Source organism: Halomonas hibernica (genome assembly GCF_013183775.1).
Lineage (GTDB): Bacteria > Pseudomonadota > Gammaproteobacteria > Pseudomonadales > Halomonadaceae > Vreelandella > Vreelandella citrativorans.
Genome location: NZ_VIFN01000003.1, coordinates 325,920 through 348,732, shown reverse-complemented (window position 1 = coordinate 348,732; position 22,813 = coordinate 325,920). Strand labels below are relative to the sequence as shown.

At 54.7% G+C, this 22,813-nt stretch carries 19 protein-coding genes; 13 read left to right on the top strand and 6 right to left on the bottom strand.

The features are described 5' to 3' along the window. Positions 1 to 6: 6 nt before the first annotated feature. Positions 7 to 1,548 (bottom strand): glucan biosynthesis protein, encoded by a 1,542-nt coding sequence (locus tag FKN99_RS07660; RefSeq protein ID WP_172117299.1) that lies wholly within the window; start codon positions 1,546 to 1,548, stop codon positions 7 to 9. Between the two features lie 538 nt (positions 1,549 to 2,086). Between FKN99_RS07660 and FKN99_RS07655 the strand changes: the two genes are divergently transcribed. After that, entirely contained in the window at positions 2,087 to 3,496 is a 1,410-nt protein-coding gene (locus FKN99_RS07655) for a mannose-1-phosphate guanylyltransferase/mannose-6-phosphate isomerase (protein WP_172117298.1), read from the top strand. Between the two features lie 32 nt (positions 3,497 to 3,528). Here the strand turns inward: FKN99_RS07655 and FKN99_RS07650 are convergent, their stop codons facing one another. From FKN99_RS07650 to FKN99_RS07640, 3 genes are all read right to left on the bottom strand, one after another. Next, the gene (locus FKN99_RS07650) at positions 3,529 to 4,464 is read right to left on the bottom strand and encodes a lysophospholipid acyltransferase family protein (protein WP_172117297.1); all 936 of its coding nucleotides are present in this window, start codon (positions 4,462 to 4,464) and stop codon (positions 3,529 to 3,531) included. Positions 4,465 to 4,467: 3 nt separating this feature from the next. Next, positions 4,468 to 4,869: a DUF4870 family protein gene (locus FKN99_RS07645; protein ID WP_172117296.1), complete on the bottom strand. Its 402-nt coding sequence runs from the start codon at positions 4,867 to 4,869 to the stop codon at positions 4,468 to 4,470. 115 nt (positions 4,870 to 4,984) lie between these two features. After that, complete coding sequence (locus FKN99_RS07640; protein WP_087109765.1) at positions 4,985 to 5,365, bottom strand: VOC family protein; 381 nt, start codon at positions 5,363 to 5,365, stop codon at positions 4,985 to 4,987. A 44-nt stretch (positions 5,366 to 5,409) separates the two neighbouring features. Between FKN99_RS07640 and FKN99_RS07635 the strand changes: the two genes are divergently transcribed. The 4 genes from FKN99_RS07635 (at position 5,410) to FKN99_RS07620 (ending at position 10,458) form a co-directional block, all read left to right on the top strand. After that, positions 5,410 to 6,045 carry a class I SAM-dependent methyltransferase gene (locus FKN99_RS07635; RefSeq protein ID WP_172117295.1) on the top strand — a complete coding sequence of 212 codons (636 nt, stop codon included), beginning with the start codon at positions 5,410 to 5,412 and terminating at the stop codon, positions 6,043 to 6,045. Positions 6,046 to 6,231: 186 nt separating this feature from the next. Then, a complete protein-coding gene (locus FKN99_RS07630) occupies positions 6,232 to 7,605 on the top strand; it encodes an MFS transporter (RefSeq protein WP_172117294.1) in 1,374 nt (457 codons plus the stop codon). 129 nt (positions 7,606 to 7,734) lie between these two features. Beyond that, positions 7,735 to 9,522, top strand: coding sequence for an acyl-CoA dehydrogenase (locus FKN99_RS07625; RefSeq protein ID WP_172117293.1), 1,788 nt, complete (start codon positions 7,735 to 7,737; stop codon positions 9,520 to 9,522). 162 nt (positions 9,523 to 9,684) lie between these two features. Continuing rightward, a complete protein-coding gene (locus FKN99_RS07620) occupies positions 9,685 to 10,458 on the top strand; it encodes an enoyl-CoA hydratase-related protein (protein ID WP_172117292.1) in 774 nt (257 codons plus the stop codon). Positions 10,459 to 10,660: 202 nt separating this feature from the next. On the opposite strand, the gene FKN99_RS07615 is transcribed toward FKN99_RS07620, so the two are convergent. Next, a complete protein-coding gene (locus tag FKN99_RS07615; protein ID WP_172117291.1) occupies positions 10,661 to 12,040 on the bottom strand; it encodes a GntP family permease in 1,380 nt (459 codons plus the stop codon). A gap of 211 nt (positions 12,041 to 12,251) precedes the next feature. On the opposite strand from FKN99_RS07615, the gene FKN99_RS07610 reads away from it, so the two are divergent. The 8 genes from FKN99_RS07610 (at position 12,252) to FKN99_RS07575 (ending at position 21,593) form a co-directional block, all read left to right on the top strand. Next, complete coding sequence (locus FKN99_RS07610) at positions 12,252 to 12,941, top strand: glutathione S-transferase family protein (RefSeq protein WP_172117290.1); 690 nt, start codon at positions 12,252 to 12,254, stop codon at positions 12,939 to 12,941. 56 nt (positions 12,942 to 12,997) lie between these two features. Further along, positions 12,998 to 13,537 (top strand): YaeQ family protein, encoded by a 540-nt coding sequence (locus tag FKN99_RS07605; RefSeq protein WP_172117289.1) that lies wholly within the window; start codon positions 12,998 to 13,000, stop codon positions 13,535 to 13,537. Between the two features lie 264 nt (positions 13,538 to 13,801). After that, entirely contained in the window at positions 13,802 to 14,791 is a 990-nt protein-coding gene (locus tag FKN99_RS07600) for a lipid A deacylase LpxR family protein (protein ID WP_172117288.1), read from the top strand. A gap of 258 nt (positions 14,792 to 15,049) precedes the next feature. Beyond that, positions 15,050 to 15,559, top strand: coding sequence for a CinA family protein (locus FKN99_RS07595; protein ID WP_172117287.1), 510 nt, complete (start codon positions 15,050 to 15,052; stop codon positions 15,557 to 15,559). A 77-nt stretch (positions 15,560 to 15,636) separates the two neighbouring features. After that, a complete protein-coding gene (gene nadE / locus FKN99_RS07590; protein WP_172117286.1) occupies positions 15,637 to 16,461 on the top strand; it encodes an ammonia-dependent NAD(+) synthetase in 825 nt (274 codons plus the stop codon). Positions 16,462 to 16,541: 80 nt separating this feature from the next. After that, positions 16,542 to 17,690 carry an exonuclease SbcCD subunit D gene (locus FKN99_RS07585; RefSeq protein WP_172117285.1) on the top strand — a complete coding sequence of 383 codons (1,149 nt, stop codon included), beginning with the start codon at positions 16,542 to 16,544 and terminating at the stop codon, positions 17,688 to 17,690. Next, on the top strand, positions 17,687 to 20,755 hold the full coding sequence (locus tag FKN99_RS07580) for an AAA family ATPase (protein ID WP_172117284.1): 3,069 nt from the start codon (positions 17,687 to 17,689) through the stop codon (positions 20,753 to 20,755). The genes FKN99_RS07585 and FKN99_RS07580 overlap by 4 nt, the downstream gene beginning before the upstream one ends. 103 nt (positions 20,756 to 20,858) lie before the next feature. After that, positions 20,859 to 21,593: a tellurite resistance TerB family protein gene (locus FKN99_RS07575; protein WP_172117283.1), complete on the top strand. Its 735-nt coding sequence runs from the start codon at positions 20,859 to 20,861 to the stop codon at positions 21,591 to 21,593. A 224-nt stretch (positions 21,594 to 21,817) separates the two neighbouring features. Here the strand turns inward: FKN99_RS07575 and FKN99_RS07570 are convergent, their stop codons facing one another. Then, positions 21,818 to 22,714 carry a LysR family transcriptional regulator gene (locus tag FKN99_RS07570; RefSeq protein WP_172117282.1) on the bottom strand — a complete coding sequence of 299 codons (897 nt, stop codon included), beginning with the start codon at positions 22,712 to 22,714 and terminating at the stop codon, positions 21,818 to 21,820. Positions 22,715 to 22,813 lie beyond the last annotated feature (99 nt).

Below are 22,813 nucleotides of genomic sequence, written 5' to 3'. Positions count from 1 at the left end.
ATAGATTTACGCATCGGGATACCACACATAGTTCCAGGTTTCGCTAATGGGCTGGTTATTGAGCATTAAACGCAGGCGGATATCAGTTGGCTCATTTCCCGGGGGAACTCGAAAGCTGGCGCGCCACATGTTATCGGGGAGCGGCATAACATGGGGCTGCATGACGTTGCCGGTTTGGGTGCTAATATCGAGCTCGACGGGTTGGTCTGGGGCAATGTCATCAAGCGCACCGCCTTGAAAATCGACAATAAACTGGCGCTCTACTGTAGCGCCTTCACTGGCGCTTTCCTCAATGGTGGCCTTGCCATGACGGGTGCGAATGACTCGGCCTACGGCGTGGTCCTGGGCATCATTGAGTGTGTAGGTGTGATAATGAAGGTGGCGTGAGTCCCCAGCGTTAAGCGGCTCATCGTCGACCCAATAGGCAACAATATTGTCGTGGGTTTCATCCGGAGTGGGTATTTCTACTAGTTCAACATGACCTGCGCCCCATGCACCAATAGGCGCTACCCATTGGCTGGGCCGTTGATGGTAATGCGCTTCCATATCCAAATAGCGGCTAAAGTCGCGCTCACGCTGCATCAGCCCAAAACCGTGGGGGGCGTTATCCACAAAGCTTGAAATATGTGTCTCTTGAGGGTTACTGAGCGGGCGCCAAATCCATTCATCAGCGCCTGTATGTATCAATAATCCATCAGAATCGTGTACTTGTGGCCGAAAATCATCAAACCTTTCATGGCTAGACTCGCCAAACGTGTACATGCTGGTAAGCGGAGCTATGCCTAGCTTGGCGACATCGTGACGGGCAAATAGCTCGGCTTCTATCTCGGCATTGGTTTGTTCACCAGGGCGCAGCGTTATGCGGTAAGCACCGCTTAACGATGGACTGTCGAGCAGCGCGAGTAGTGTGATTTCATCGGCATCTTCGCTTGGTTTATAGAGCCAAAACTCCCGAAAGGCTGGAAACTCTTCCTTTTCAGATGACGCTGTGTCGATCGCTAATCCTCGCGTTGATAATCCGTAGGTTTGACCCTGGCCCACCAGGCGGAAATAGCTGGCGCCTAAAAAGACCGCGAACTCATCCGCGTAATCATCATTGTTGAGGGGGTAGTGCAGCCGAAATCCGGCATGGCCACTGCCGGTTAAATCCTGCTCAAGAAGCGACTCGGCATTGTCATCGTACTGAAAATCATCGCTGGAGAAGGGCAGCAGAGTAACGTCATCGCCCTCAATGATGTTCAGCGTGATAGGCGTTTGAAAAATAAACCCGCTATGAAATAACTGTAAATTGAAGGGGCTTTCATCACGCCAGTAGGCCTGGTCGGGCGAAAAGCGGATTTGTCGATAGGTATCGTAATCAATCTCTTTTAGGGCCGAGGGTAGTGATTCTTCAGGCGCTTGATACGCCTGTTCAGCAAGCTGTTTAGCCTGCTCAATGACCGCATTGAAATGGTCATCTGTGTGGGCACTGGTTGGCAATGTCGTAAAGCAGCCAAGCAGTAATATCCACTTTCCGATCTCCGGACTCTTCAACGTCGTACAGCGCATAGGCGAGTTCCTTTCGACGGCTGACTAAAACAGGGTGAGCTAACATCACTATCAGTATGTTTGAACAAATTTTGTACACTAAATCCTTTATGCACACCGTTCACTTAACGTATGGTCGCCAACTTGGGTAATGCCGCCACTTACACGGCATTTGGACGCCCGCTTAACGTATATGTAGACATGCCGTTGTTGCGCCCAATCTTTCACTTGTTAGTAGGTAATGTAGGCCAAATATGGGCATTTTGCGCGATGCTTGCAGGCGCCGCTGGGCTATTTTTGCGCCTTGGGAGCAAGCGAGTGACCCACCGGAGGTGGTCTGGCAGGATAGTGAGCGGATACGTGATCATTACGCTTGGTCTGTCGACTACGCTGTAGAGGTGGCCCAGCGTTATTGGCGCCTTTTCGCACGTATGGATTTGTGGAGGGCACGCTGCCGTCATTGGATAACCCTGAAAAGGCTGCGCGAATGAGCCAGCTTCGCCACTGGTTACGGGAAGCATTTGGCAGCCGGTAACACTTTGCCTACAAGGACGAGACTATGATTCAGCCGGTGATTCTGTGCGGGGGAAGCGGCACACGGCTGTGGCCGCTTTCACGCGAGCAAATGCCCAAACAGTTTTTGCGCTTAACCTCGTCGAAGAGCCTGCTTCAGCAAACGCTGGATCGCCTGGAAGGGATAAGTACGACACCGCCGTTTATTATGGGCCATCAGGCGCACCGGTTTCTTATGGCTGAGCAACTGCGTGAAGCGAACCTAGCGGGGCGTATTGTGCTAGAACCAGGAGGGCGTAACACAGCGCCTGCGATTGCCTGTGCGGCGTTGTTAGCCAAGGGCGCAGGAGGCGATCCGCTGTTGTTGGTCTTGCCGGCGGATCATGTCATTGGCGATGTGATCGCTTTTCAACAAAGTGTCGAGTGGGCCGTGCCCTTGGCAGAGCAGGGCTATTTAGTCACCTTTGGCGTTGTGCCTACGCATCCTGAAACGGGATATGGCTATATCGCCTGTGGTGATGCATTGGAAAAGGGCTATCGGCTCGCCTCGTTTATTGAAAAACCGGATGCCGAGCGCGCCGCTCAACTGCTTGAACAAGGCGATACGCTTTGGAACAGCGGCATGTTTTTGTTACGCGCTTCGACATATCTTGAGCAGCTAGCGGACCTTCAACCCGAGATGCTGTCTGCCTGCCGGGCCGCTGTTGATGGCACTCACAGCGATCTGGATTTTCTAAGGCTCGCTGAAGCGCCGTTTCAGCGCTGCCCCGCCAATTCGATTGATTATGCCGTCATGGAGCACTGCCGTTTTGCGGCCGTCATCCCCCTTGATGCTCAGTGGAGCGATGTAGGCAGTTTTGATGCGCTTTGGGAGATGGCCGCGGCGGATGAAGCGGGCAATGTGGTGCAAGGTGATGCGCTTTTGCACTCGACTACGAATTCACTCGTGATGGCCGAACATCGCTTGGTGACCACGCTGGGGGTTAACGACTTGCTTGTGATTGAAACCTCTGACAGCGTGCTGGTGGCGCATCGGGACCAGGCCCAGCACATAAAACAATTAGTCGCGGTGTTAGCCAGTAAAGGGCGCCGCGAGCTTCAGTCAGCGCCCCAGGTACATCGCCCCTGGGGTGACTTTCAAGCAATTGATAGTGGTGAGCGCTACCAGGTTAAGCATATTACGGTGAAACCCGGCGGCCGACTCTCCCTTCAACGCCACCATCATCGCGCCGAGCATTGGGTCGTGGTAAGCGGAACGGCACAGGTAACAGTGGGAGAGCGCAGCTTCTTAGTCAGTGAAAATCAATCGACCTATATCCCGATTGGCACACTTCACCGCTTAGAGAACCCCGGTAAAATCCCGTTAGAGCTGATTGAGGTTCAGTCGGGTGCCTATCTGGGGGAAGACGATATCGAAAGGCTCGATGATGTCTATGCACGTCATGACGATGAGTAGGTCTGATAAATCAGTACCTACTCAGAGAAACCCTAGTAAAGCCGGAAGTCGTTGGCGTTGGGGTTTTGCTGCTGCTCTTCGATGACTTTGCGGTAGCGCTTGTATTCCCACTGGTACTGGGCGGGTTCCAGCGCAATTGACGCTTCAACACTGGCATTAACCCCGCTCGCAGACACTGTTTCGTCAGCGCTATACACCCGCTCGTCGGCGTCCAGAAAATGGATAGCAAAGCCGCGCCTAGGCAGGCGCAGGGCAACGCCTGTGACAACGCGTGCCTGGGTGCGCGCCACCAGTTTGGGGAGTAGCGTGGCGGTATACGCATCGCGTGAATAAAACGGCGCAAAGACGCCGCTGCCCCAGTCGGGTTCCTGGTCAGGCAGAATGCCAATGGCCTCGCTGCGCTTAAGTGCTTTAAGCAGTGCTGCAACGCCCCGCGGGTTAGTGGGCACTAACTGCGCGCCCATCCGTTCGCGGCCATGGCGAATAATCGGCTCAAGGTTGGTTATTTTGGGAGGCTCGTACATAGCGGTGAAAGGGAAATGGCTGGAAAGCCAGAAATTCAACACTTCCCAGTTACCAAAATGCGGCGCCAGAACAATAACACCACGGCCCTGTGCGCGTGCGCTGTCCAGCTTGTCACGGCCATGCACTTCAACAATACTTGCTTCAACGCGATCAGGCTCCGCCATCCAGGCATAGCCCAGCTCCATCATGGTGGCGGTGGAGTGACGAAGGCTCTGTTTAGCGAGTGCCCTGCGCTTATGCTGGTCAAGCGTGGGGTATACCACCTTAAGATTAATATCGGTGACGTTTCGCTCACGGCGGCTAAAGCAGTAAACGAGAGGACCAAGCGTGGAGGCAAAACGCCACAGGCGCGGCAGGGGCCAGCGCGAAAGCCTTCGCCAAAGCCACGCAATCGCTGTGGCTCGGGAGAGTCGCTTGTCTGATGTCGTTGCGTGTTCCGTCATTCGTTAGATTAACCAGCTGTCCACATTACTCGGGGCACGTTTATCCTGTAAGCCTTTAAACCCTTTAACGCAGCGAACGATAAACCAAACCGCCAGCGCAAATAAAAGCGGGAAGCCGATCAGTACAAAGGTAAGCAGGAAGCTAATGCTTGCGTACAGCAAGCCAATCCAGAAGGTGCGAACCTGATAGCGGTAGTGTTCGTCCAGCCAGGCCGGGCCTTTGCCTTGATAGACATAGGCAATGATGACGCCGACAACCGAGGTGAAGCCGACAACAAAGCTTGCCAGATAAAGCGCATAAACCACCATGGCCATTGTGGTGTCGTGCTGCTTGCTTGGCTCGGCGGTAGTGTGTTCTGAAATAATTTCGCCTTCAATCGGCGAGTCATGACGGTTATCTTGCATGTCTTTTTACCTTTAATACGGATGAGACAATAAAGCGAAGGTTCTTAACGCCCTATAATACCTTGCACGACGCCGCTAAGCATTAGTCACTGACCAGCAAGATACTGGCGTAACATTAGCGAGCCGGGCGGCAAATCTCCAAAAGGTTACCATCGGGGTCGCGCAGATAAACGGACTCGATCGCGCCATTGGCGCCCTGGCGAGCCACCGGGCCAAGTTCAACCTCAATGCCCAGCACGTCTAGATGCTGTTTGAATTCATCCAGCGGCAATTGACAGCGTAGGCATAAATCCAGGCTGCCAGGCGTAGGGGTTGCAGAAATAGGCTCGATGTCGGTGTCGGTTTGATGGAGTCGTAGGGCGGTATCGCCCAGCATTAAATCTACCCGTTGGGCATCACGATAGCGTACGTCTAGCCCGAGAACTCGCGAGTAAAAATCAACCGCGCGACCCATATCTGTGACAGTAACAACAAGATGATCCAAGCCTGAGAGCATGCCTCTTTCCTTAAATGCAAAACCGAAAACCAGAGAATACGACGATGCAATGCTGTCCGCTATGCGGTGAAATCAAGGTCTCGCTCTATCATCAAAATCATCGTCGTGATTATTACCAGTGTGCCACGTGTTGGCTGGTGTTTGTGCCGTCCGAGCAGCATTTAAACGCAGCGGATGAAAAAGCGGAATACGACCAGCATCAAAATTCACCGCAAGATATGGGATACCGGCGGTTTTTAGGTCGTTTGTTTACCCCGTTGCTAGCCAAACTGCCAAAAAAAGCCAAAGGGCTGGATTTTGGTTCAGGCCCTGGCCCGACGTTGTCTGTGATGTTCGAGGAAGTGGGGCACCCCATGGCGATCTACGACCTTTTCTATGCCCCCGATACGTCCGTTTTGCAGAACACCTATGGTTTTATAACCGCGACGGAAGTACTTGAGCACTTGGCCATGCCTGGAAAGGTGCTGGCGCAGTTGGTTGCTCAGCTACTTCCCGGTGGCTATCTGGGTATCATGACCAAGCGAGTGACGACGCATGCAGCATTTGCCAACTGGCACTATATTAATGATCCCACCCATATCTGTTTTTTCAGTGAGGCAACCTTTGAATGGTGGGCCGCGCAGCATCAACTAACAGTCGAATTTCCTGAAAAAGATACGGTTATTTTGAGAAAACACTAATCGATACGAACAGGCTATGAAAAAGCGTTGACTTTGTGCGGTTCAGGGCAATAATTGCGCGCCCGTTTCTTGCCTGTGGTTGTGTAGAAGAAGGTGATAACGGCTCTTAAGCAGCAACGTCCGCTTTTTTTACCCTGTTTTTTTACCCTGTGTTTTTTGACACGTGTTTGGCAAGGTGAGGTTTTCATGTCGCGGCAACTACTGGCTATGGCGCTTGCGCCTCTGTTGGGCCTGTTTATTTTAGGCATTGGCAACGGCTTTTTAGCTACCTTGATCACGGTACGCCTGGATGCGGCCGGCGAGTCTGCGACGGTGATCGGGGTCGTCTCGTCAGCGTACTTTATTGGCTTGGCCTTGGGCGCCTTGTTTAACGACCGGTTATTGCTGCGTATTGGACACATTCGCGCCTATGGCAGCTTTGCCTCGCTGGTGGCCGTTACCGTGCTTCTTCAAGGGCTCTTTTTTGACCCTTGGGCCTGGTTTGCGTTGCGCTTGATTGGCGGCTGGGCCACGGTCGGCGTCTATCTGGTCATTGAGAGCTGGCTGCTAACGGCAGGTGAGCAAAAAGTGCGAGGCCGCCTGTTGGCGCTGTACATGATTTCGCTTTACGCTGCGGGTGTCATTGGTCAGTTGCTGCTGGGCGTTACCAATGCCATGGGCGTGACGGCACCGTTTATGGTGATCGGCATGCTGGCGTCGCTTTCTGTGCTGCCAATGGCGATGATTCCGCGCGTTTCCCCGCTCATTGAACACGCCGAACCGCTACCTCCTTATCGATTAATCATGTTAACCCCAACGGGCGTGGTGGGCAGCCTGGGGTCGGGCATGGTGGTCGCCGCGGCGTATACCCTGCTGCCCCTTTATTTGCAGCGCATTGGTATGAGCGTGAACCAGGTAGGCCAGATGATGGCGCTGGTGGTGCTGGGGGCCATGCTGCTGCAGTACCCGATTGGGCGCTGGTCAGACCGTCACGATCGCCAAATGGTACTTATCGGGATCAGTGGTTTTTGTGTGCTAGTGTCGGCGGCAATTCTTTGGCTACCGCTCTCCACACCGCTGCTGGCGGTATTGCTGTTCTTGCTGGGCGGTGGAGTATTTGCGTTCTACCCCGTGGCCGTTAGTCATGCTGCCGACCGAGCGCCAGCCGGGGCGCTTGTGCGTATGAGCCAAGGACTTTTACTGATTAACTCTATTGGGGCAACCTTAAGCCCGCTGATGATCTCACCGGTTATGACCGCCGTGGGCGATGCCGGGTTATTCTGGGTATTTGGCGGGCTCAGCCTGTTCTTCCTGCTCTTTTTTGCCTGGCGGCGCAGTGTGCGCCCTGCACCCATGCCGGTGGCGCCGTTTACCGCGACGACGCCCATGACCGCTGCGGGGGCAGAGCTTGTAATTACCGAAGAGCTTGTCCAAGGGGCGCTTGAACACGAGCATCTGGAAGATTTGTCGGATGCAGTGCCGAATGTGGACGTAGCGGAACCCGTAGTGGGGCCGCCTGCCGAAGAAGAAACCCGAATAGCCTACTATGACGATGTTGAGCAGGTAGGCGTGCGTAAGTAATCCGATAGCGGGTCTGTATCGTAAAGAGGTGAGACGTTGGGCTAATGGTGTAACGATAGGCAGGAAACTACTATCGAATATAACGGTTTATAACAAACGACTGTTTTATTTTTACATCGAGGTTTTGCCATGAATCACTACGTCGCGCCGGTACGCGATTTGCGTTTTGTGCTCGAAGAACTGCTCGGGCATCACTCGCTGAAGCTTTCCAATTTTACAGATACAACGTCCGACGTTGTTGAGGCGGTGTTGGATGAAGCCGCCAAGCTTGCGGGTGATGTTTGGGGGCCGCTGAATGCTACCGGTGATCATCAAGGCGCCAAACGCCATCCGGATGGGCGAGTAACCACCCCCGATGGATTTGCGGCGGCCTACCAGGCGTATGTAGAAGGCGGCTGGAACGGCATCGGCGTATCGGAAGCATTAGGTGGGCAGAATTTGCCTGAAGTGGTGGCCAGTGCCGTTCAGGAGATGCTTCACGGTGCCAATATGGCATTAGGGCTTTGTCCCATGCTTACCGCTGGCGCCATTGAGGCATTGGCCCATCATGGCAGCGAGCCACTGAAAGCGGCGTATTTACCTCATCTGGTAGAAGGCACTTGGACAGGTACCATGAACCTGACCGAATCCCAGGCAGGGTCGGATCTTTCTAAAGTGCGTACCAAGGCAGTACCTGAAGGTGATCATTACCGTATAAGTGGTCAGAAAATTTATATTACCTGGGGGGAACACGACGCCGCAGAAAACATCATTCATTTTGTGCTGGCGCGTAAACCTGATGCGCCTGAAGGCAATAAAGGCATCTCGCTGTTTCTGGTGCCCCAATTTCTTGTCAATGATGATGGCACCCTGGGCAAGCGTAACGACGTTATATGCACCGCCATTGAGCACAAGTTGGGTATCCACGGCTCGCCTACTTGTTCATTAAGTTTTGGCGAACAGGGCGGGGCAATCGGTTACCTGGTAGGTGAGGAAGGACGCGGCCTGAATCACATGTTCACCATGATGAACGAGGCGCGTCATAAAGTGGGTATCCAGGGGATTGGCGTGGCCGAACGTGCCTGCCAGCACGCCTTTGCTTATGCACAAGAGCGCCATCAGGGCCGTTTGTCGGCAGCGCGAGGTGGTAAAGAGTGCCCCATCAGTGAGCATCTCGACGTGCGGCGCATGCTGCTTTCCATGCGCGCACGTACCGATGCACTGCGTGCGTTAGCGCTTTACTGTGCGGCACAGCTGGACACCGCCCGTCATGCTGAAGATGAGCATGAGCGCCAAGTGGCTCAGGCCCGCGTGGATATCCTGATTCCTGTGGTAAAAAGCTTTTCGACGGATCAAGCAGTAGAGATCGCCTCGTTAGGTATTCAGGTGCACGGCGGGATGGGATATATCGAAGAAACCGGCGCGGCACAGCTGCTGCGTGATGCTCGTATCGCACCCATTTATGAAGGCACTAACGGCATTCAGGCGCTGGATTTAGCAGGACGCAAGTTACAGCGTGATAATGGCGAAGCATTTTCCAGTCTACTAAACGAAGTAGTCGACACGGTTGAACGTCTCAAGGCTGAACCTGCGTTGGCTCATTTGGGGCAGGCGCTGGATGCCGGGCTTGAGGATTTACGTGCTGCCAAGCAGCAGGTACTTGAGCAAGGCAAAGACCCGGAAAACGGGCCTGATGCCGTACAGGGTTATGCGACTCCGTTGCTCAACCTGGCAGGCCATGTGTTATGCGCCTGGCAAATGGGGCAGGCGGCACTCAGTGCGCAGGCGGCCATTGGGCAGGGCATAACAGACCCCTTCTATAAGGCAAAACTTCTAAGCGCACAGTTTGTGATCACCCAGTGGCTCCCTGTTGGGCGTGCCCAGCGGGCGGTAATTGACGCAGGCATTCAATGCCTGAGTGATTTCGAGATTGGCTAATCGCCCTATTGTGACAATCGCCGCCCCTGGAGGCGGCGATTGTATTTCTGGCGGGCGAGAAAAGAAGTGATTGCCCCCCAACCAAGCGTTCGCTAGGGTTGCAAGGCAGGTCAGTGAAGCCGTCATAACGATGTAAGTCACCATAACAATGAAGGAGCTAATATGAGCGAATCAGTTATTGAAAAGGTCGATAACGAGGGTATCGTCCGGCTGACTATCAACCGCCCCAAGGCGTTGAATGCGTTAAATAGCGATGTACTTTCCGCGCTAGAGACCCACCTGACTGAGCTTGAGAATCAGCCAAACCTGCGCGCTGTATTACTGACTGGCGCCGGTGAGAAGTCGTTTGTCGCCGGAGCGGATATCACCGAAATGCGTGATAAAACGCCGGAAGAAGCGCGCGCCTTTGCAAGCCAGGCGTTACGAACCATTAAACGACTTGAAACACTTCCGGTGCCGGTGGTCGCCCTTGTGAACGGGTTTTGCCTTGGCGGCGGCTGCGAATTGGCACTGGCCTGCGACTGGGCAGTAGCCAGCGACAACGCGGTATTCGGCCAGCCTGAAGTCCTGTTGGGTGTCATCCCAGGCTTTGGTGGTACGCAACGCTTACCACGCCGCGTAGGCCCAGCCATGGCGATTGATCTTGTGACGACAGGGCGCAAGATAGACGCGAAAGAAGCGCTACGCATCGGTCTGGTGAACCGCGTAATGCCTCAGGCAGAGCTTGAAAGCTATGTCGAAGAGCTTACCCAACAGTTAAAAGGCAATGGCCCTCAGTCGGTACGCGGTGCCAAGCAGGCCGTTCATGATGGGATGGACCAGGACCTTGATAGTGCACTGGCCCTGGAGACCAGCCTGTTTGCGCTCTGCTTTGCCGGTGAAGAGCAAAAAGAGGGCATGAGTGCATTTATAGAGAAGCGTAAGGCCAGCTTTTAGCCAGGCAACAAGCCCATAGCGTTCTATTCAAGGGGTGGCGGAAGCGCCGCCCTCGTTTTATGCTGAGCTACTCCTCATCACTTATTCAACGCTTAAACGCAGGCATATTGATGGCGCTTGGGGGAAATACGTTGTTCCAGGCTGCACGCTAGGCACGCCTGGAAAGCTCTTTAGTTGATGTTTTTCTGGGCAGCGTAACCGTTCAAAACAACATAAAAATAAGTGATGCGAATACAAACCCCACAACAGATTGCAGCGCCTGCTGAACCGTCCAGGTCTTGAGCGTTGTCTTAACGTCCATTCCTAACAGGCGACCAACCAGCCAGAACCCAGAGTCGTTGACATGCCCAGCAAAGACAGAGCCCGCTGCTGTTGCCAGGGTAATCGCCACTACCTGCATGGATGTAAAGTCACCGCCAATCACGGCGGGGGCCATGAGCCCGGCGGCGGTTACCAGGGCGACAGTTGCTGAGCCTTGGGCCAAGCGCATAATCACGGCAATGACATAAGCCGCCAGGATGATCGGTAAACCAATATCGCTGAGCGAACTTGATAGCGCATCGCCAATGCCGGATGCCCTGAGTACGCCACCGAACATACCGCCGGCGCCTGTGATCAGTACTACCGAGCAAATCGGCGCCAAGGATGAATCAAGCACTTTTTCTAATGCACTGCCTCCGATACCTTGGCGGCGGCCTAGCACTAACATTGCCACCAACGTTGAAATAAGCAGCGCTACCGGCGTGTTGCCAACGGCTGATAGCAGTTGGAACCACTGTGCGTCACTATCCACAACGCCCATTGAGCGCAGAAAGTTTAAGCCGGTGTTCATGAAAATCAGCACAATCGGCAGCAACAGCATACTGATAACAACGCTGACAGAAGGCGGGTTGATAACGTGGTCATCGCTGACATCGCCGAACAGGGAGTCTGCGAGAGGGAAGGGGTAGCGCTTTGCGACAATTTTCCCCCACATATAGCCTGATATCCACCAAAGGGGGAACGCAATCACCACGCCAGCAAGCAGCAATAACCCTAAATTTGCCTCATAAAGCTCCGATGCGGTAACCGGGCCTGGGTGAGGGGGCAGGAAAACATGCATAACCGAAAACGCAGCGGCAGCAGGCATGGCATAAAGAAGGATAGGGCCACCCAAACGACGCGAAACGGCAAAAATGATCGGTAGCATGACGATCAAACCGGCATCAAAAAATATCGGAAAGCCCATTAGCAGCGACGTGATGCCGAGGGCAAAAGGCGCTCGCTTTTCGCCGAAGAGATCAATCATTTTATCGGCAAGCGCTTTGGCACCGCCTGAATGCTCAACAAGCTTGCCAAGCATTGCCCCTAACCCTACCAGTAGAGCAACAGCGCCCAGTGTTCCCCCAAAGCTATCCACCATCGTGGGAACAATCGCATTGACTGGAATCTGTGTGGCGAGCGCCGTCAGTAAGCTCACCAACATCAGCGCCACAAACGCATGCATCTTGAATCTGATGATCAATAGTAAAAGGGACAAGACCGCTACGGCGGCAATGCCTAGCAACGGTCCTGTGGACAACGTTTGCGTCCATTCATCCATGCGAGTACTCCCAATGATAGTGCTAATTGCTGGCTATGTTATCGGTAACATCGTACAGCTTGATATTTTCTTGCATACACGACCTTGGTTTAAATAAAGTAAAAAAAGAATCTGTTAGGCGATGAAACAGGCAATTTATGGGATAAAGAAAGGCGACATAATGCGACTAGCGTAGCCATCCTTGCTTATTTGACGTAAAAAAGGGGTAACCATGTTTGATCTCTACATTGCCAACAAGAATTACTCTTCATGGTCATTGCGGCCTTGGGTGCTTATGAAAGCGCTTAATATCCCTTTTAAGGAACACGTTATGGCCTTTGAGGGTGGCAATGGGGCGAGTCGAGATACGTTTATTCGCTTTTCGCCTTCTGGGCTTGTGCCTTGCCTGGTGGATGGCGAGACGGCCGTCTGGGATTCGCTGGCCATTGTTGAATACATTGCCGAGCAGCATGCTCGGGTATGGCCAAAAGAGGCGACAATACGTGCCTGGGCACGTTCGGCCAGCGCCGAAATGCATAGCGGCTTTTCCACGTTACGTAACGAATGCCCCATGAACTGCGGCGTGCGCGTCACGCTTCAGGATGTTTCTGCTGGGCTCAGAGCTGATCTCGCTCGATTGGATAGGCTCTGGCAGGAAGGCCTTTCACGCTTTGGTGGCCCTTACCTGGCAGGTGACGAATTTACGGCGGTAGATGCCTTCTACGCACCTGTCGTCTTCCGTGTACAAACGTTTGGCTTGCCTTTAAGCGAGGCTTCGAACGCTTATGCAAAGCACCTGTTGACGCTGCCAGCGATGCAGGCGTGGTATCAAGCAGCGCTCGACGAAAAATGGCGTGAGCCTCATCACGAAGCCGATACGTTAAAACACAGCACCCTAACGGCTGATTATCGGAATGCCTAGCGCCTATCGGGCCGCGCATCAGGTAAACTAGCCAAAATTTATCGCTGGATATTCTGATGGCCCTTAGTGCGACGCCTTACAAAGTTGATATTAACCTTACCGACCTGGATCGTGGGGTGTATGAAACGCTACGTTTTACCGTGGTACGCCACCCCTCTGAAACAGAAGAGCGGATGAGTGCGCGGCTGATTGCTTATATATTGTGGTACAGCGAGGCGATTGCATTTGGGCGCGGGCTTTCCGATGTGGACGAACCCGCACTATGGGAAAAGAGCCTGGATGGGCGGGTGCTGCATTGGGTTGAAGTAGGCTTGCCGGATGCCGAACGCCTAATCTGGTGCTCACGGCGCGCCGAGCGCGTATCGCTGCTTGCCTACGGGCGCACCGATATATGGGAAAACAAAGTACTTTCAGGCGTGGCAACGCTTAAAAACCTTCACGTAGCGACCTTGCCTCAAGAAGCCTTGGCAGTGGTTGCTCAGAACCTCCCGCGCGCTATTAACTGGGCGGTTATGGTGAGTGAGGGCTCGCTGTTTATCACTGATGAAAACGGCCAGCATGAAATTACTCCGCAGTGGCTGTTAAGGGACCGCTAGGCTATTTCTTTAAAGACATACAGCAAGGTACTGCCAACGGATGGTGCGCGCAGCGAGGGCATATGAACTGGCTATGCCTACTGTTACCCACCTTTGGAACAGCAGGGAGGCAGCGCCTTGCGCCACGGGTGCTGGGTTGTTATTGATGTTTGGCGAATAATATTTCCTTGCTATCTTTTTGCATGTTTACATACAATCAGCAATGTTTGCTAGCGCTCTTCGAGAGCGCTACTTTGGTTTTAACCCTCACTCAAGGGATGAGCAATGTACAACGTCTGCCTGCCTGCTTGGCGCCTGCTTCCCTTTGTAGCAGCAATGAGTCTACTCCCTGCCTTGGCGAATGCAGATAACAACGTCATTTCTGTGACACATGAAAATGACGGTCTAATGAGCAGTGACGATGGGCACTTTACCAGCGGCTTCGAGCTTAATTGGGCATTTAAGCCCAGCCCGGAAAACTGGACCCAGCGTTTAGCCACGGCGCTGCCGGATAGTTTGATGGGCCAGGCGGATTCAGTTGCTTTCCGATTGGTGCACCAGATTTATACGCCGGATGATATCGAGCGCTCTGAGCTAATTGAGGACGACCGCCCCTATGCAGGCCTGGTTTATGCGGGTATGTCACTTTATGAAGATGTTCCGGTAGGACGCTGGCAGCAAGCCACTGATCTTCATATAGAGGCCGGCCTGGTAGGCCCATCATCGCTTGCTGACAGCATTCAGCGTGAGGTACACCGTATTACCAATAGCGAACGTCCAAGCGGCTGGCATAACCAGTTAAAGGATGAGCCGTTGCTTAACCTGACCATGCGTCGTCAGTGGTGGCATAACGTGCCTCTGGCCGGTAAGCGCTTGGCTCATGGCCCCGGTGTCAGCGTTGCCTTGGGCAACCTCAATACCTACGCCAGTGCGGGTTATGGCGTTCGCTGGGGTGATGATGCCAGCGGTATCCCGACGCTTACCCCCAACCCCAGTAACCGTGGCCGCATGACGAGTACAACGGGCTGGCAGTGGTATGTATTCGCTAATGTCGAAGGCTACTACGTCGCGCATAACCTCACTCTGGATGGCAACGTGTTTTCCAGCAGTCACTCGGTTGACCGTAAAGAGTGGGTAGGAGAAGGGGCCGCTGGTTTTGCCATTGCCTGGGATGGGTGGCAAGCCGTTTTTTCCGGTGTTCAGCGCACACGTGAATTTGATGGCCAGGAAAAGCAGGACAAGTACGGCGCGATTACGCTTTCAAAAAGCTTCTAGTTAAAAAGCCTTCCGGCTAGTTCAGCACATGACCAGGGCAAATGCCCTGGTCATTGTAGAGGAGCGCCATGACTACCGCTTACAGAATAGCTCCTACGCGGATGGGTGGAAGAAACAGCGCTAAGCCCTTATCAATGGATAAGGGCTTTTTAACAAATGATGAACTTGCTGGCTGATTTTTCAGCCTTCTTCGAGAACAGCTACCTTTTAAGAGGAAGAATAAAACGACAGGGATTGTGATTTGTCAGGAGATACGCAATGGAATTGCTTAAGCAAATTACTGATTATCTACAGCAACAAAAGCTCAAATTGGCCACTGCCGAATCATGCACCGCAGGGCTGATTGTCTCTGAGCTGGCCCGTGTGCCCGGTAGCGGGCAGTGTATTGACTGTGGGCTGGCGGTTTATTCCCCTGAGGCAAAAAATCGTTATTTGTCGGTCAGCTTCGATACGATTGATACGTATGGGCTTACCAGTGAAGAAACCTCTCGAGAAATGGCGTTAGGGGCACTTAATAATAACGATGCCACTATAACCGTCGCCAATACCGGGATTGCAGGCCCTGAACCGCATGATGATATTCCCGTCGGTACGGTATGCTTTGCTTGGGCCTTTCGCCATGAGCAAAAGATTTACATGATTACCGAGACACGCCGCTTTTCCGGTGATCGTAACGACGTTCGCCTGGCCGCCGCGCACTATGCATTGGAGTGCATTCCTAAATATCATCGTGATGTATTGAACGGTAGCGCGCCATTAGATGAGTAGAACCAAACACATTTCTGCTCTAGCCTGAATAAAACGCTATCCGCTATGGATCAACGTTCGACCGCAAGGAGGCCAGGATGGTAGATCAGCAGGCAACCCAATCGCATATTCAAACGGTTTTGCAGGTAACGCCGCGTATTGACCCGCAGCAAGAGATTGATAAGCGCGTTGATTTCTTGTGTCGCGAAATGATCGATACAGGGCAGCATGCGCTTGTATTGGGCATTAGTGGCGGCGTGGATTCCACGGCAGGTGGCCGCTTGGCGCAATTGGCGGTTAATAAGGCGCGTGAGCAGGGCGTGGATGCCTCTTTTTACGCGATGCGTTTGCCTTATGGTACTCAGCAGGATGAAGACGATGCGCAGAAGGCACTGTCGTTTATCGAGCCCGACCATGTGCTGACCGTTAACGTTAAACCGGCAAGTGATGCCCTGTTGGCCGCACTGGAAGAGGGCGGGCTAACGTTTAGAGACGACGCTCACCGCGACTTTGTGTTGGGCAATATTAAGGCGCGCCAGCGTATGGTGACGCAATACGCAGCGGCCGGAGCACGAAGTGGCCTGGTGGTCGGCACGGATCAAGCCGCCGAAGCACTAATGGGTTTTTTTACCAAATATGGCGACGGTGCCTGTGACGTTGCGCCGCTCACTGGGCTAACCAAACGCCAGGTACGTGACGTCGGTGCGGCGCTGGGCGCACCCGCCGCGTTGGTTGAAAAGCAACCCACTGCTGATCTTGAAACGCTCAAACCCCTGTTGGCGGATGAAGTGGCGCTAGGCGTGACTTATGCGGATATTGATGCCTTCCTGGTCGGCGATGCCATCAGTGATGAGGCGTATACCACCATCATTGACACCTATACCCGTACCGAGCATAAACGCCAATTGCCCAAGAGCCCTTAAGTATTTCTCACCAGTAAAGGCTAAACGCCGTCAGGTTAGGTTGTTATGATGCAACCACCTAACCTGCTGTTGAGCCTGCCATGCGTCTACTCCACACCGCCGACTGGCACCTGGGGAGGTTGTTTCACAACATCTCACTGCTTGAAGACCAGCGCCACGTTCTAAACCAGCTGATCGAGATCGTCGACCGCGAAGCCGTAGACGCTGTGCTGATTGCGGGCGATATCTATGACCGCTCGGTGCCGCCTTCCGCGGCTGTTACGTTGCTTGATGATGTGCTGGGCGAGCTTTGCCAAGCGCGTGGTTTGCCAGTGGTTATTATTTCCGGCAACCATGACGGCGCCGAGCGCTTGGGCTTTGGCGCACGCCATTTGCGTCAGGCGGGGCTGCATATTCTTTCTGATTTGAGCGCCTGCGATACCCCGGTTACGCTTGCTATCAACGGCGTTGAGATCGATATTTTTGGCGCGCCCTATGCTGACCCGGAATACGTACGCAGCCAGTTCGGTGAACCGGTCCGCGACTTTGATAGCGCCCACCGCTACTTGCTAACGCGTATTGGTGAGAAGCGCCACGCTACCCGCCCAACGGTGCTGATGAGCCACTGCTTTGTAGATGGCGGCAGCGCATCTGATTCCGAGCGCCCGTTAACCCTGGGCGGTGCAGAAAGCGTTGCCTGGGAGCCCATGCAGGGCTTTGACTATGTCGCGCTTGGTCACTTGCATGGCCCGCAATACCGTGGCGGCGAACATATTCGCTACAGCGGCTCGTTGCTTAAATACAGCTTTTCAGAAGCTCAGCAGCGTAAAGGCGTTACGCTTGTGGATATAGGTAACGAGGGAGTGACCGGCATTGAGCATCGCCCGCTGGTGCCCAAGCGCGAAGTGCGCGTGCTGGAAGGTGAGCTCGATGAGCTATTGCGGCAAGGGCACGAGGACCTCTGTGCCGATGACTACTTGTTGGTTCGGCTAACCGACCGCCACGCTATTTTAGATCCCATGGGCAAGCTGCGCGCGGTTTACCCCAACGTTTTGCACCTCGAAAAGCCCGGCATGCTGGGTGGGCAACAGCGTCAGCAACTGGATCGCGAACGGCTGCGCTTTAATACCCTGGATATGTTCAGCGATTTCTTCGAACAAACCAGCGGTGACGCCATGAGCGCGGACCAGGCGCGCGCCATGAGTGATGTCATCACCTCCCTCAGCCGCGATGAAGAGGGCCAGTCATGACGCCGCTCGTACTCACCATGCAGGCCTTCGGCCCTTTTGCGGCCGAGGAGACCATCAATTTTTCTCAGCTGGGTAGAAGCCCGCTGTTTTTGATCAACGGCCCGACAGGCGCCGGGAAAAGCTCGATTCTGGACGCCATCTGCTTCGCGCTTTATGGCCAGACCACGGGAGAAGAACGCTCGGGCACTCAGATGCGCTGCGACCAGGCCGCCGATACGTTGCTAACCGAAGTAACGCTGGATTTTTACCTGCGCGGAGAAAACTACCGGGTGCGCCGCGTGCCTCAGCAGGAGCGCCCTAAAGCGCGAGGCGAAGGGACGACAACGCAAAACGCAGAAGCCCAGCTGTGGCGGCTAACCGCTGACGACAAGGAAAATCAGTGCCTCGTCGCGCGTAGCGTTAACGATGCTACCGCCCAAGTGCAGGCACTACTGGGGTTGGATGCCAGCCAGTTCCGCCAGGTGATGGTGCTGCCCCAGGGCAAGTTCCGGGAGCTGTTGCTGGCGGAGTCAAAAGATCGCGAAAAAATTTTTTCCCAGCTATTTCAAACCCATATTTTTCAACGCATTGAAGAGCATCTGCGCACCCAGGCCAACCAGATAGACCGAGCGGTGAAAGATCACCAGCACCGTGTCCAGGGCATTCTGGATGCAAGCGACATTGAAAGTGAAGCGGCGCTTATTGAGGCGCTGGAAACGCTGGCGCCAGAGCATCAGGCTGCTGAAAAGGCGTTAGCCATTGCTAAACAGCAACGTGAACAGGCAGAGGCTGCCGAGCGCCAGGGGCAGGAGTGCCAGGCGCTTTTTGACCGCCATACGGCATTGGGCGCAGAAAAAAACCAGCGGCTACACCAGCAGCCGGAAATAGAGCGTGCCCAACAGCGCCTAAGCGCCCATGAACAAACCCAGGCGCTGGTCGAACCCTTTCACCGCGTACAAACAGCGCAGCAAACGGCAAGCGCTACCCAGCAAGAGCACGTTCAGGCTCAAACGGCTGTTGAAAAACAGCAGGCGACGCATCAACACGCTCAGCAAGCGTTACACCAGGCACAAAGCCGCTACCAGCAGTTGCCGGAACGCCGTGAACAGGCTGGCCGTTTACAGCAAGCGTTGGAGCAATTTCAGGCGCTCACTGGTGTAGAGCAGGCGCTACACCAGGCGCAACAAACATGGCAAAGCCTGTATCGGCAGCTTGACCAACAAACGCAGCAGCGCGACACCATCGCTGAGCAGGGCGAGGCACTTGCCGCTAGGCTGAAAGCGGAGCAGATAGAGCGCAATCACCTTGCAGGTTGCGATGAGGTGTTAAAAAGCCGCCAAGCGCTGCACGCGCAGCGGCAAACACTGGCCGGGCTTGAATCCCAGCGCGCTACATTTGCCGAGCAAGTGGCTCAGGCGGCAAGCGATGTTGAGCATCATCAGCAAACGGTTGAGCGCTATAAGCGTCGCGCCACCGAGCAGGAGATGCACTGGCACCAGGGCCAAGCCGCGTTACTCGCCGCTCGGCTGGAATCCCAGCAGCCCTGCCCGGTGTGTGGCAGCCGTGATCACCCTGCACCCGCCGTACAAGAGCAGCCCCCCGTTACCCAGGCCGATGTGAAGCGCGCACGCACGGAGCATGAGCAGGCGCATCAAGCGCTGGTGCAAGCTCAACAGTTGCAGCAGCGTTTGACCCAACAGCTTAAGTATAACGATGAGCAGAGCGAGTACTTGCGTCACACGCTGGGCGAGTGGGGCGCCAAGCCACTAAGCGCACTGGAGGCTGCTTGCCAGGAGAGCCAGCGACATATTGAGCGCTATCAAGTGCTTACTCGAGAGTTGGCAACCCAGGAGCGCACACTTGAGCAACAGCGCAGCGAATGGAAAGCGCTGGATACCCAGATAAAGGCACAACAGCCTGAGTTAGAGGCCGCCCAAAAGCGGTGTCATCAGCTGGAAGCCCAATGTGAGCAACTGCGCAGGGCGTTGCCCGAGCCACATGGGTCACTTGAGGCGCTGCAGGCAGAGCTTGGCCGTGTGCAAAGCGACATTCAGCAGTCTGAGGCGGCGTGGCAATCTGCTCAGGAGAGTGCTCATCACGCACAAACGGCGCTGGCCCGCGCCGAAACCACACTGTCAGATATTGCCCAGCGCGCCGCCGCCGCGACTCAGGCGCTAAGCGCGGCCCAAAACGAATGGCAACTGGCGCTAAGCAGTAGCGCTTTCGACAACGACGCTGACTTCATTCAGGCCCGTCTGGAAGCGCCCGAGCGCCAGGCGCTTATTGAAACCGTCACCCTCTTTCAGCAGGCGCTGGCCAAGCTGGATGGTCAGCTTGAGGATAGCCAGACACGCCTTGAGGGGCTAACACCGCCTGATTTAACCGCTCTGGCGGAGCAAGTGGCTAGTGCGCAGGCGCATGAGCAGGTTTGTAATCAAACCTACCAGCGCTTGGCGGCTCGGATTGCACAGCTAACCGCCACTCAGCAAAAGCTCAAGGCCGCCCATGCCGCCGAGGCGGAGCTTGAAGCCGAGTATCGGTTGTGGGGAACGCTGAGCGAGATCGCCAATGGGCGCACCGGGCATCGCATTAGCCTGCAGCGTTTTGTGCTTGGTGTGCTGTTGGATGATGTGCTTATCCAGGCATCCGAGCGGCTGGTGCGGATGAGCCGGGGGCGTTATCAGCTGGTACGCCGTGCAGACCCCTCCAAAGGAAATAAGGCCTCAGGCCTGGAGCTGGATGTTGCCGATACCTATACCGGTAAAAATCGCCCCGTCGCGACGCTCTCGGGTGGTGAATCGTTTATGGCCGCGCTGGCGCTAGCATTGGGGCTCTCTGACGTGGTGCAGGCGTATGCCGGTGGCATTCAGCTCGATACGCTATTTATCGATGAAGGTTTTGGCAGCCTGGACCAGGATGCCCTTGACCAAGCCATTGCGATGCTGAGCGAGTTGCAAATGGGCGGGCGTATGATCGGAATTATTTCTCATGTCAGCGAACTCAAAGAGCAAATGCCGGTTCGTATAGAAGTGCGTGCCAGCCGTCAGGGAAGCACGGTACAAGTGCAAGGTGTTATACCGGCGTAGGTCCTCTAGACTCAGTAGGATCTAGGCGTGCATTCGTTGCCAGTACGTACATGGTTAGCACGTACATAGTCAGTACAATCTGTCAGCCCCAAGGAGTACAAGGATGAACGCTAGTAAAATTCTTCAACAGCTTATGCAGCAGGCCGGCGGCAGCCAAAAAGGCAGCAGCGGAGTCAATGTGAAGGGCATGCTGGAGGGCTTGTCTCGTCAGTTGGGCGGGGGCGGTAGTGATCAGCGCTCAAGCCAGTCGGGAAGTTCCAGCGGCTTCGATATGAAAAGCCTTTTGGGCGGTGGCGCCATGGGCATGCTGGTCGGTTCCAAACGTGGCCGGAGTATGGGTGGTAAAGCGCTTAAGTATGGTGCCATTGCTGGGGTTGGCATGCTGGCCTGGAAGGCTTGGCAGAATTCACAGGCCGCTAAAAATCAACCCGCCACCAGCAGTAACGCAGAAGGCGAGCGTGTTGATGTATTAAGCGGTGAGATTCAGGAGCGGCGTAGCCTTGAACTGCTGCAGGCCATGATAATGGCAGCTCGCGCCGACGGGCATATTGATGAGCAGGAACAGGTGCTGATTACGGAGCAGATCGATGCGCTAGGGGCCGACCAGGAAATGCATAACTGGGTCGAAAGGCAGCTAAAGACTCCATTGGATGCCGAAGCGCTTGCCCGCGAAGCGGACTCGCCCCAGGCTGCCCGGGAAATGTATTTAATGAGTGTCGCAGTAACTGATGACCAGAACCCCATGGAGCGCGCCTGGTTGGATCAACTGGCGCAAGCGTTAAAGCTTACCCCGGATGTCACCAAAGAGCTTGAGCGCCAGGCCCAGCAGGCGGGCTGATAGCGTTTTCGTTTTCACACTAAAAAGCGCCGCCAGGATGCTGGCGGCGCTTTATTTTTACCGGTGGTAATAGCCTAAACGGCGTTATCGATTACTCCTGAATTTGACCCGCCAAAGGGCATTTCCGGGGTGGCAATAAAAAGTGCGTACGTCTTTTATCAATGGCTGGTTGGCTGGCGTATGTATTAGTGATAGTTCCGTCCATCTTTTTAAAGCCAGTTTCTTTAAAGCGAGGGCCATACTTCGCTCAGCGTACGTAATGCCGCGTCAATGGGAGGTTCTTCTGCACGATCATGGCGCCAAATCAAGCTAAGTGCGCAGGGCAGGCGAATATTGCTGGCAATGACAAGGCCGCTTTCCTGACGCTCGGTCATAGCCAGAGCATCGCGCGCAAGGCTCAGGCCAACGCCCGCGCGGACTAAGTCCAGCATGCAGGCCTCCTGATCGACCTGAGCGACGCGATTGGGTGTGGCGCCACTGCTGGCAAGTGTGTGTTGTAAAAGGCGGTGATGGGCCGAGTCCTCGGGCGTGACGATCCAGGGCAGGCGGGCCAGGGCTTCCCAGCGCGTATCGGCCAGTTGGGCATCCCAGCCCATCGGGGCAACAACGTAGTAGTGAAAGTGGGTCAGTTCGCGCCAGGCAAGCACCTCATGGTCGGTTCCCAGGCCGGGCGGCGCTAGGTAAAACCCTACATCCAGGTCGCCTTGCTCAACACGCCTTAACGTATTGCCGCTCATCCCATGATGAAGCTCGGTTTCAAGCTGCGGTGCTTGCGTCATTAGGCGGCGCAGGAAAGCGCCCAGGCGTATAAATTCTGGATCGACAATCGTGCCTATCTTGAGCTTGCCTCTTGGCGTGCTATGCAACGTATTGGCTGTTTGCTCAAAAGCATAGGCGCTTGCCAAGGCTTTCTCGGCGGAGGGTAGCAGGGTATGGCCATCAGGCGTTAGCGCTAAGCCCTGGGGGCGGCGTTCAAACAAAGTAAGCCCCAAGCTTAGCTGAAGCTGCTTCAACTTTAGGCTGATGGCGGGCTGGGTAAGGTGCAGTTGCTCAGCCGCGCGTGAGACGCTGCCTAGACGGGCGACCATGACAAATGCCCGTAGTGTCGCATATTCGTGCATGGCGCCTCCTGGTTTTCATTTTGTTATTAGCAGAGCTTATATCCCGGTTTAAATTTACTCAATTGATCGCGCCAACAATCACGCTAGTCTGGGCAGATC

What these genes read in the sequence shown, in the direction of transcription:
- FKN99_RS07580 (WP_172117284.1), top strand. Translation starts at nt 17,687, where the DNA reads ATGACGCCGCTCGTACTCACCATGCAGGCCTTCGGCCCTTTTGCGGCC.
- FKN99_RS07635 (WP_172117295.1), top strand. Translation starts at nt 5,410, where the DNA reads ATGCAATGCTGTCCGCTATGCGGTGAAATCAAGGTCTCGCTCTATCAT.
- FKN99_RS07620 (WP_172117292.1), top strand. Translation starts at nt 9,685, where the DNA reads ATGAGCGAATCAGTTATTGAAAAGGTCGATAACGAGGGTATCGTCCGG.
- FKN99_RS07625 (WP_172117293.1), top strand. Translation starts at nt 7,735, where the DNA reads ATGAATCACTACGTCGCGCCGGTACGCGATTTGCGTTTTGTGCTCGAA.
- FKN99_RS07610 (WP_172117290.1), top strand. Translation starts at nt 12,252, where the DNA reads ATGTTTGATCTCTACATTGCCAACAAGAATTACTCTTCATGGTCATTG.
- FKN99_RS07570 (WP_172117282.1), bottom strand. Translation starts at nt 22,714, where the DNA reads ATGCACGAATATGCGACACTACGGGCATTTGTCATGGTCGCCCGTCTA.
- FKN99_RS07600 (WP_172117288.1), top strand. Translation starts at nt 13,802, where the DNA reads ATGTACAACGTCTGCCTGCCTGCTTGGCGCCTGCTTCCCTTTGTAGCA.
- FKN99_RS07640 (WP_087109765.1), bottom strand. Translation starts at nt 5,365, where the DNA reads ATGCTCTCAGGCTTGGATCATCTTGTTGTTACTGTCACAGATATGGGT.
- FKN99_RS07660 (WP_172117299.1), bottom strand. Translation starts at nt 1,548, where the DNA reads ATGCGCTGTACGACGTTGAAGAGTCCGGAGATCGGAAAGTGGATATTA.
- FKN99_RS07655 (WP_172117298.1), top strand. Translation starts at nt 2,087, where the DNA reads ATGATTCAGCCGGTGATTCTGTGCGGGGGAAGCGGCACACGGCTGTGG.
- nadE (WP_172117286.1), top strand. Translation starts at nt 15,637, where the DNA reads ATGGTAGATCAGCAGGCAACCCAATCGCATATTCAAACGGTTTTGCAG.
- FKN99_RS07615 (WP_172117291.1), bottom strand. Translation starts at nt 12,040, where the DNA reads ATGGATGAATGGACGCAAACGTTGTCCACAGGACCGTTGCTAGGCATT.
- FKN99_RS07650 (WP_172117297.1), bottom strand. Translation starts at nt 4,464, where the DNA reads ATGACGGAACACGCAACGACATCAGACAAGCGACTCTCCCGAGCCACA.
- FKN99_RS07595 (WP_172117287.1), top strand. Translation starts at nt 15,050, where the DNA reads ATGGAATTGCTTAAGCAAATTACTGATTATCTACAGCAACAAAAGCTC.
- FKN99_RS07575 (WP_172117283.1), top strand. Translation starts at nt 20,859, where the DNA reads ATGAACGCTAGTAAAATTCTTCAACAGCTTATGCAGCAGGCCGGCGGC.
- FKN99_RS07585 (WP_172117285.1), top strand. Translation starts at nt 16,542, where the DNA reads ATGCGTCTACTCCACACCGCCGACTGGCACCTGGGGAGGTTGTTTCAC.
- FKN99_RS07630 (WP_172117294.1), top strand. Translation starts at nt 6,232, where the DNA reads ATGTCGCGGCAACTACTGGCTATGGCGCTTGCGCCTCTGTTGGGCCTG.
- FKN99_RS07645 (WP_172117296.1), bottom strand. Translation starts at nt 4,869, where the DNA reads ATGCAAGATAACCGTCATGACTCGCCGATTGAAGGCGAAATTATTTCA.
- FKN99_RS07605 (WP_172117289.1), top strand. Translation starts at nt 12,998, where the DNA reads ATGGCCCTTAGTGCGACGCCTTACAAAGTTGATATTAACCTTACCGAC.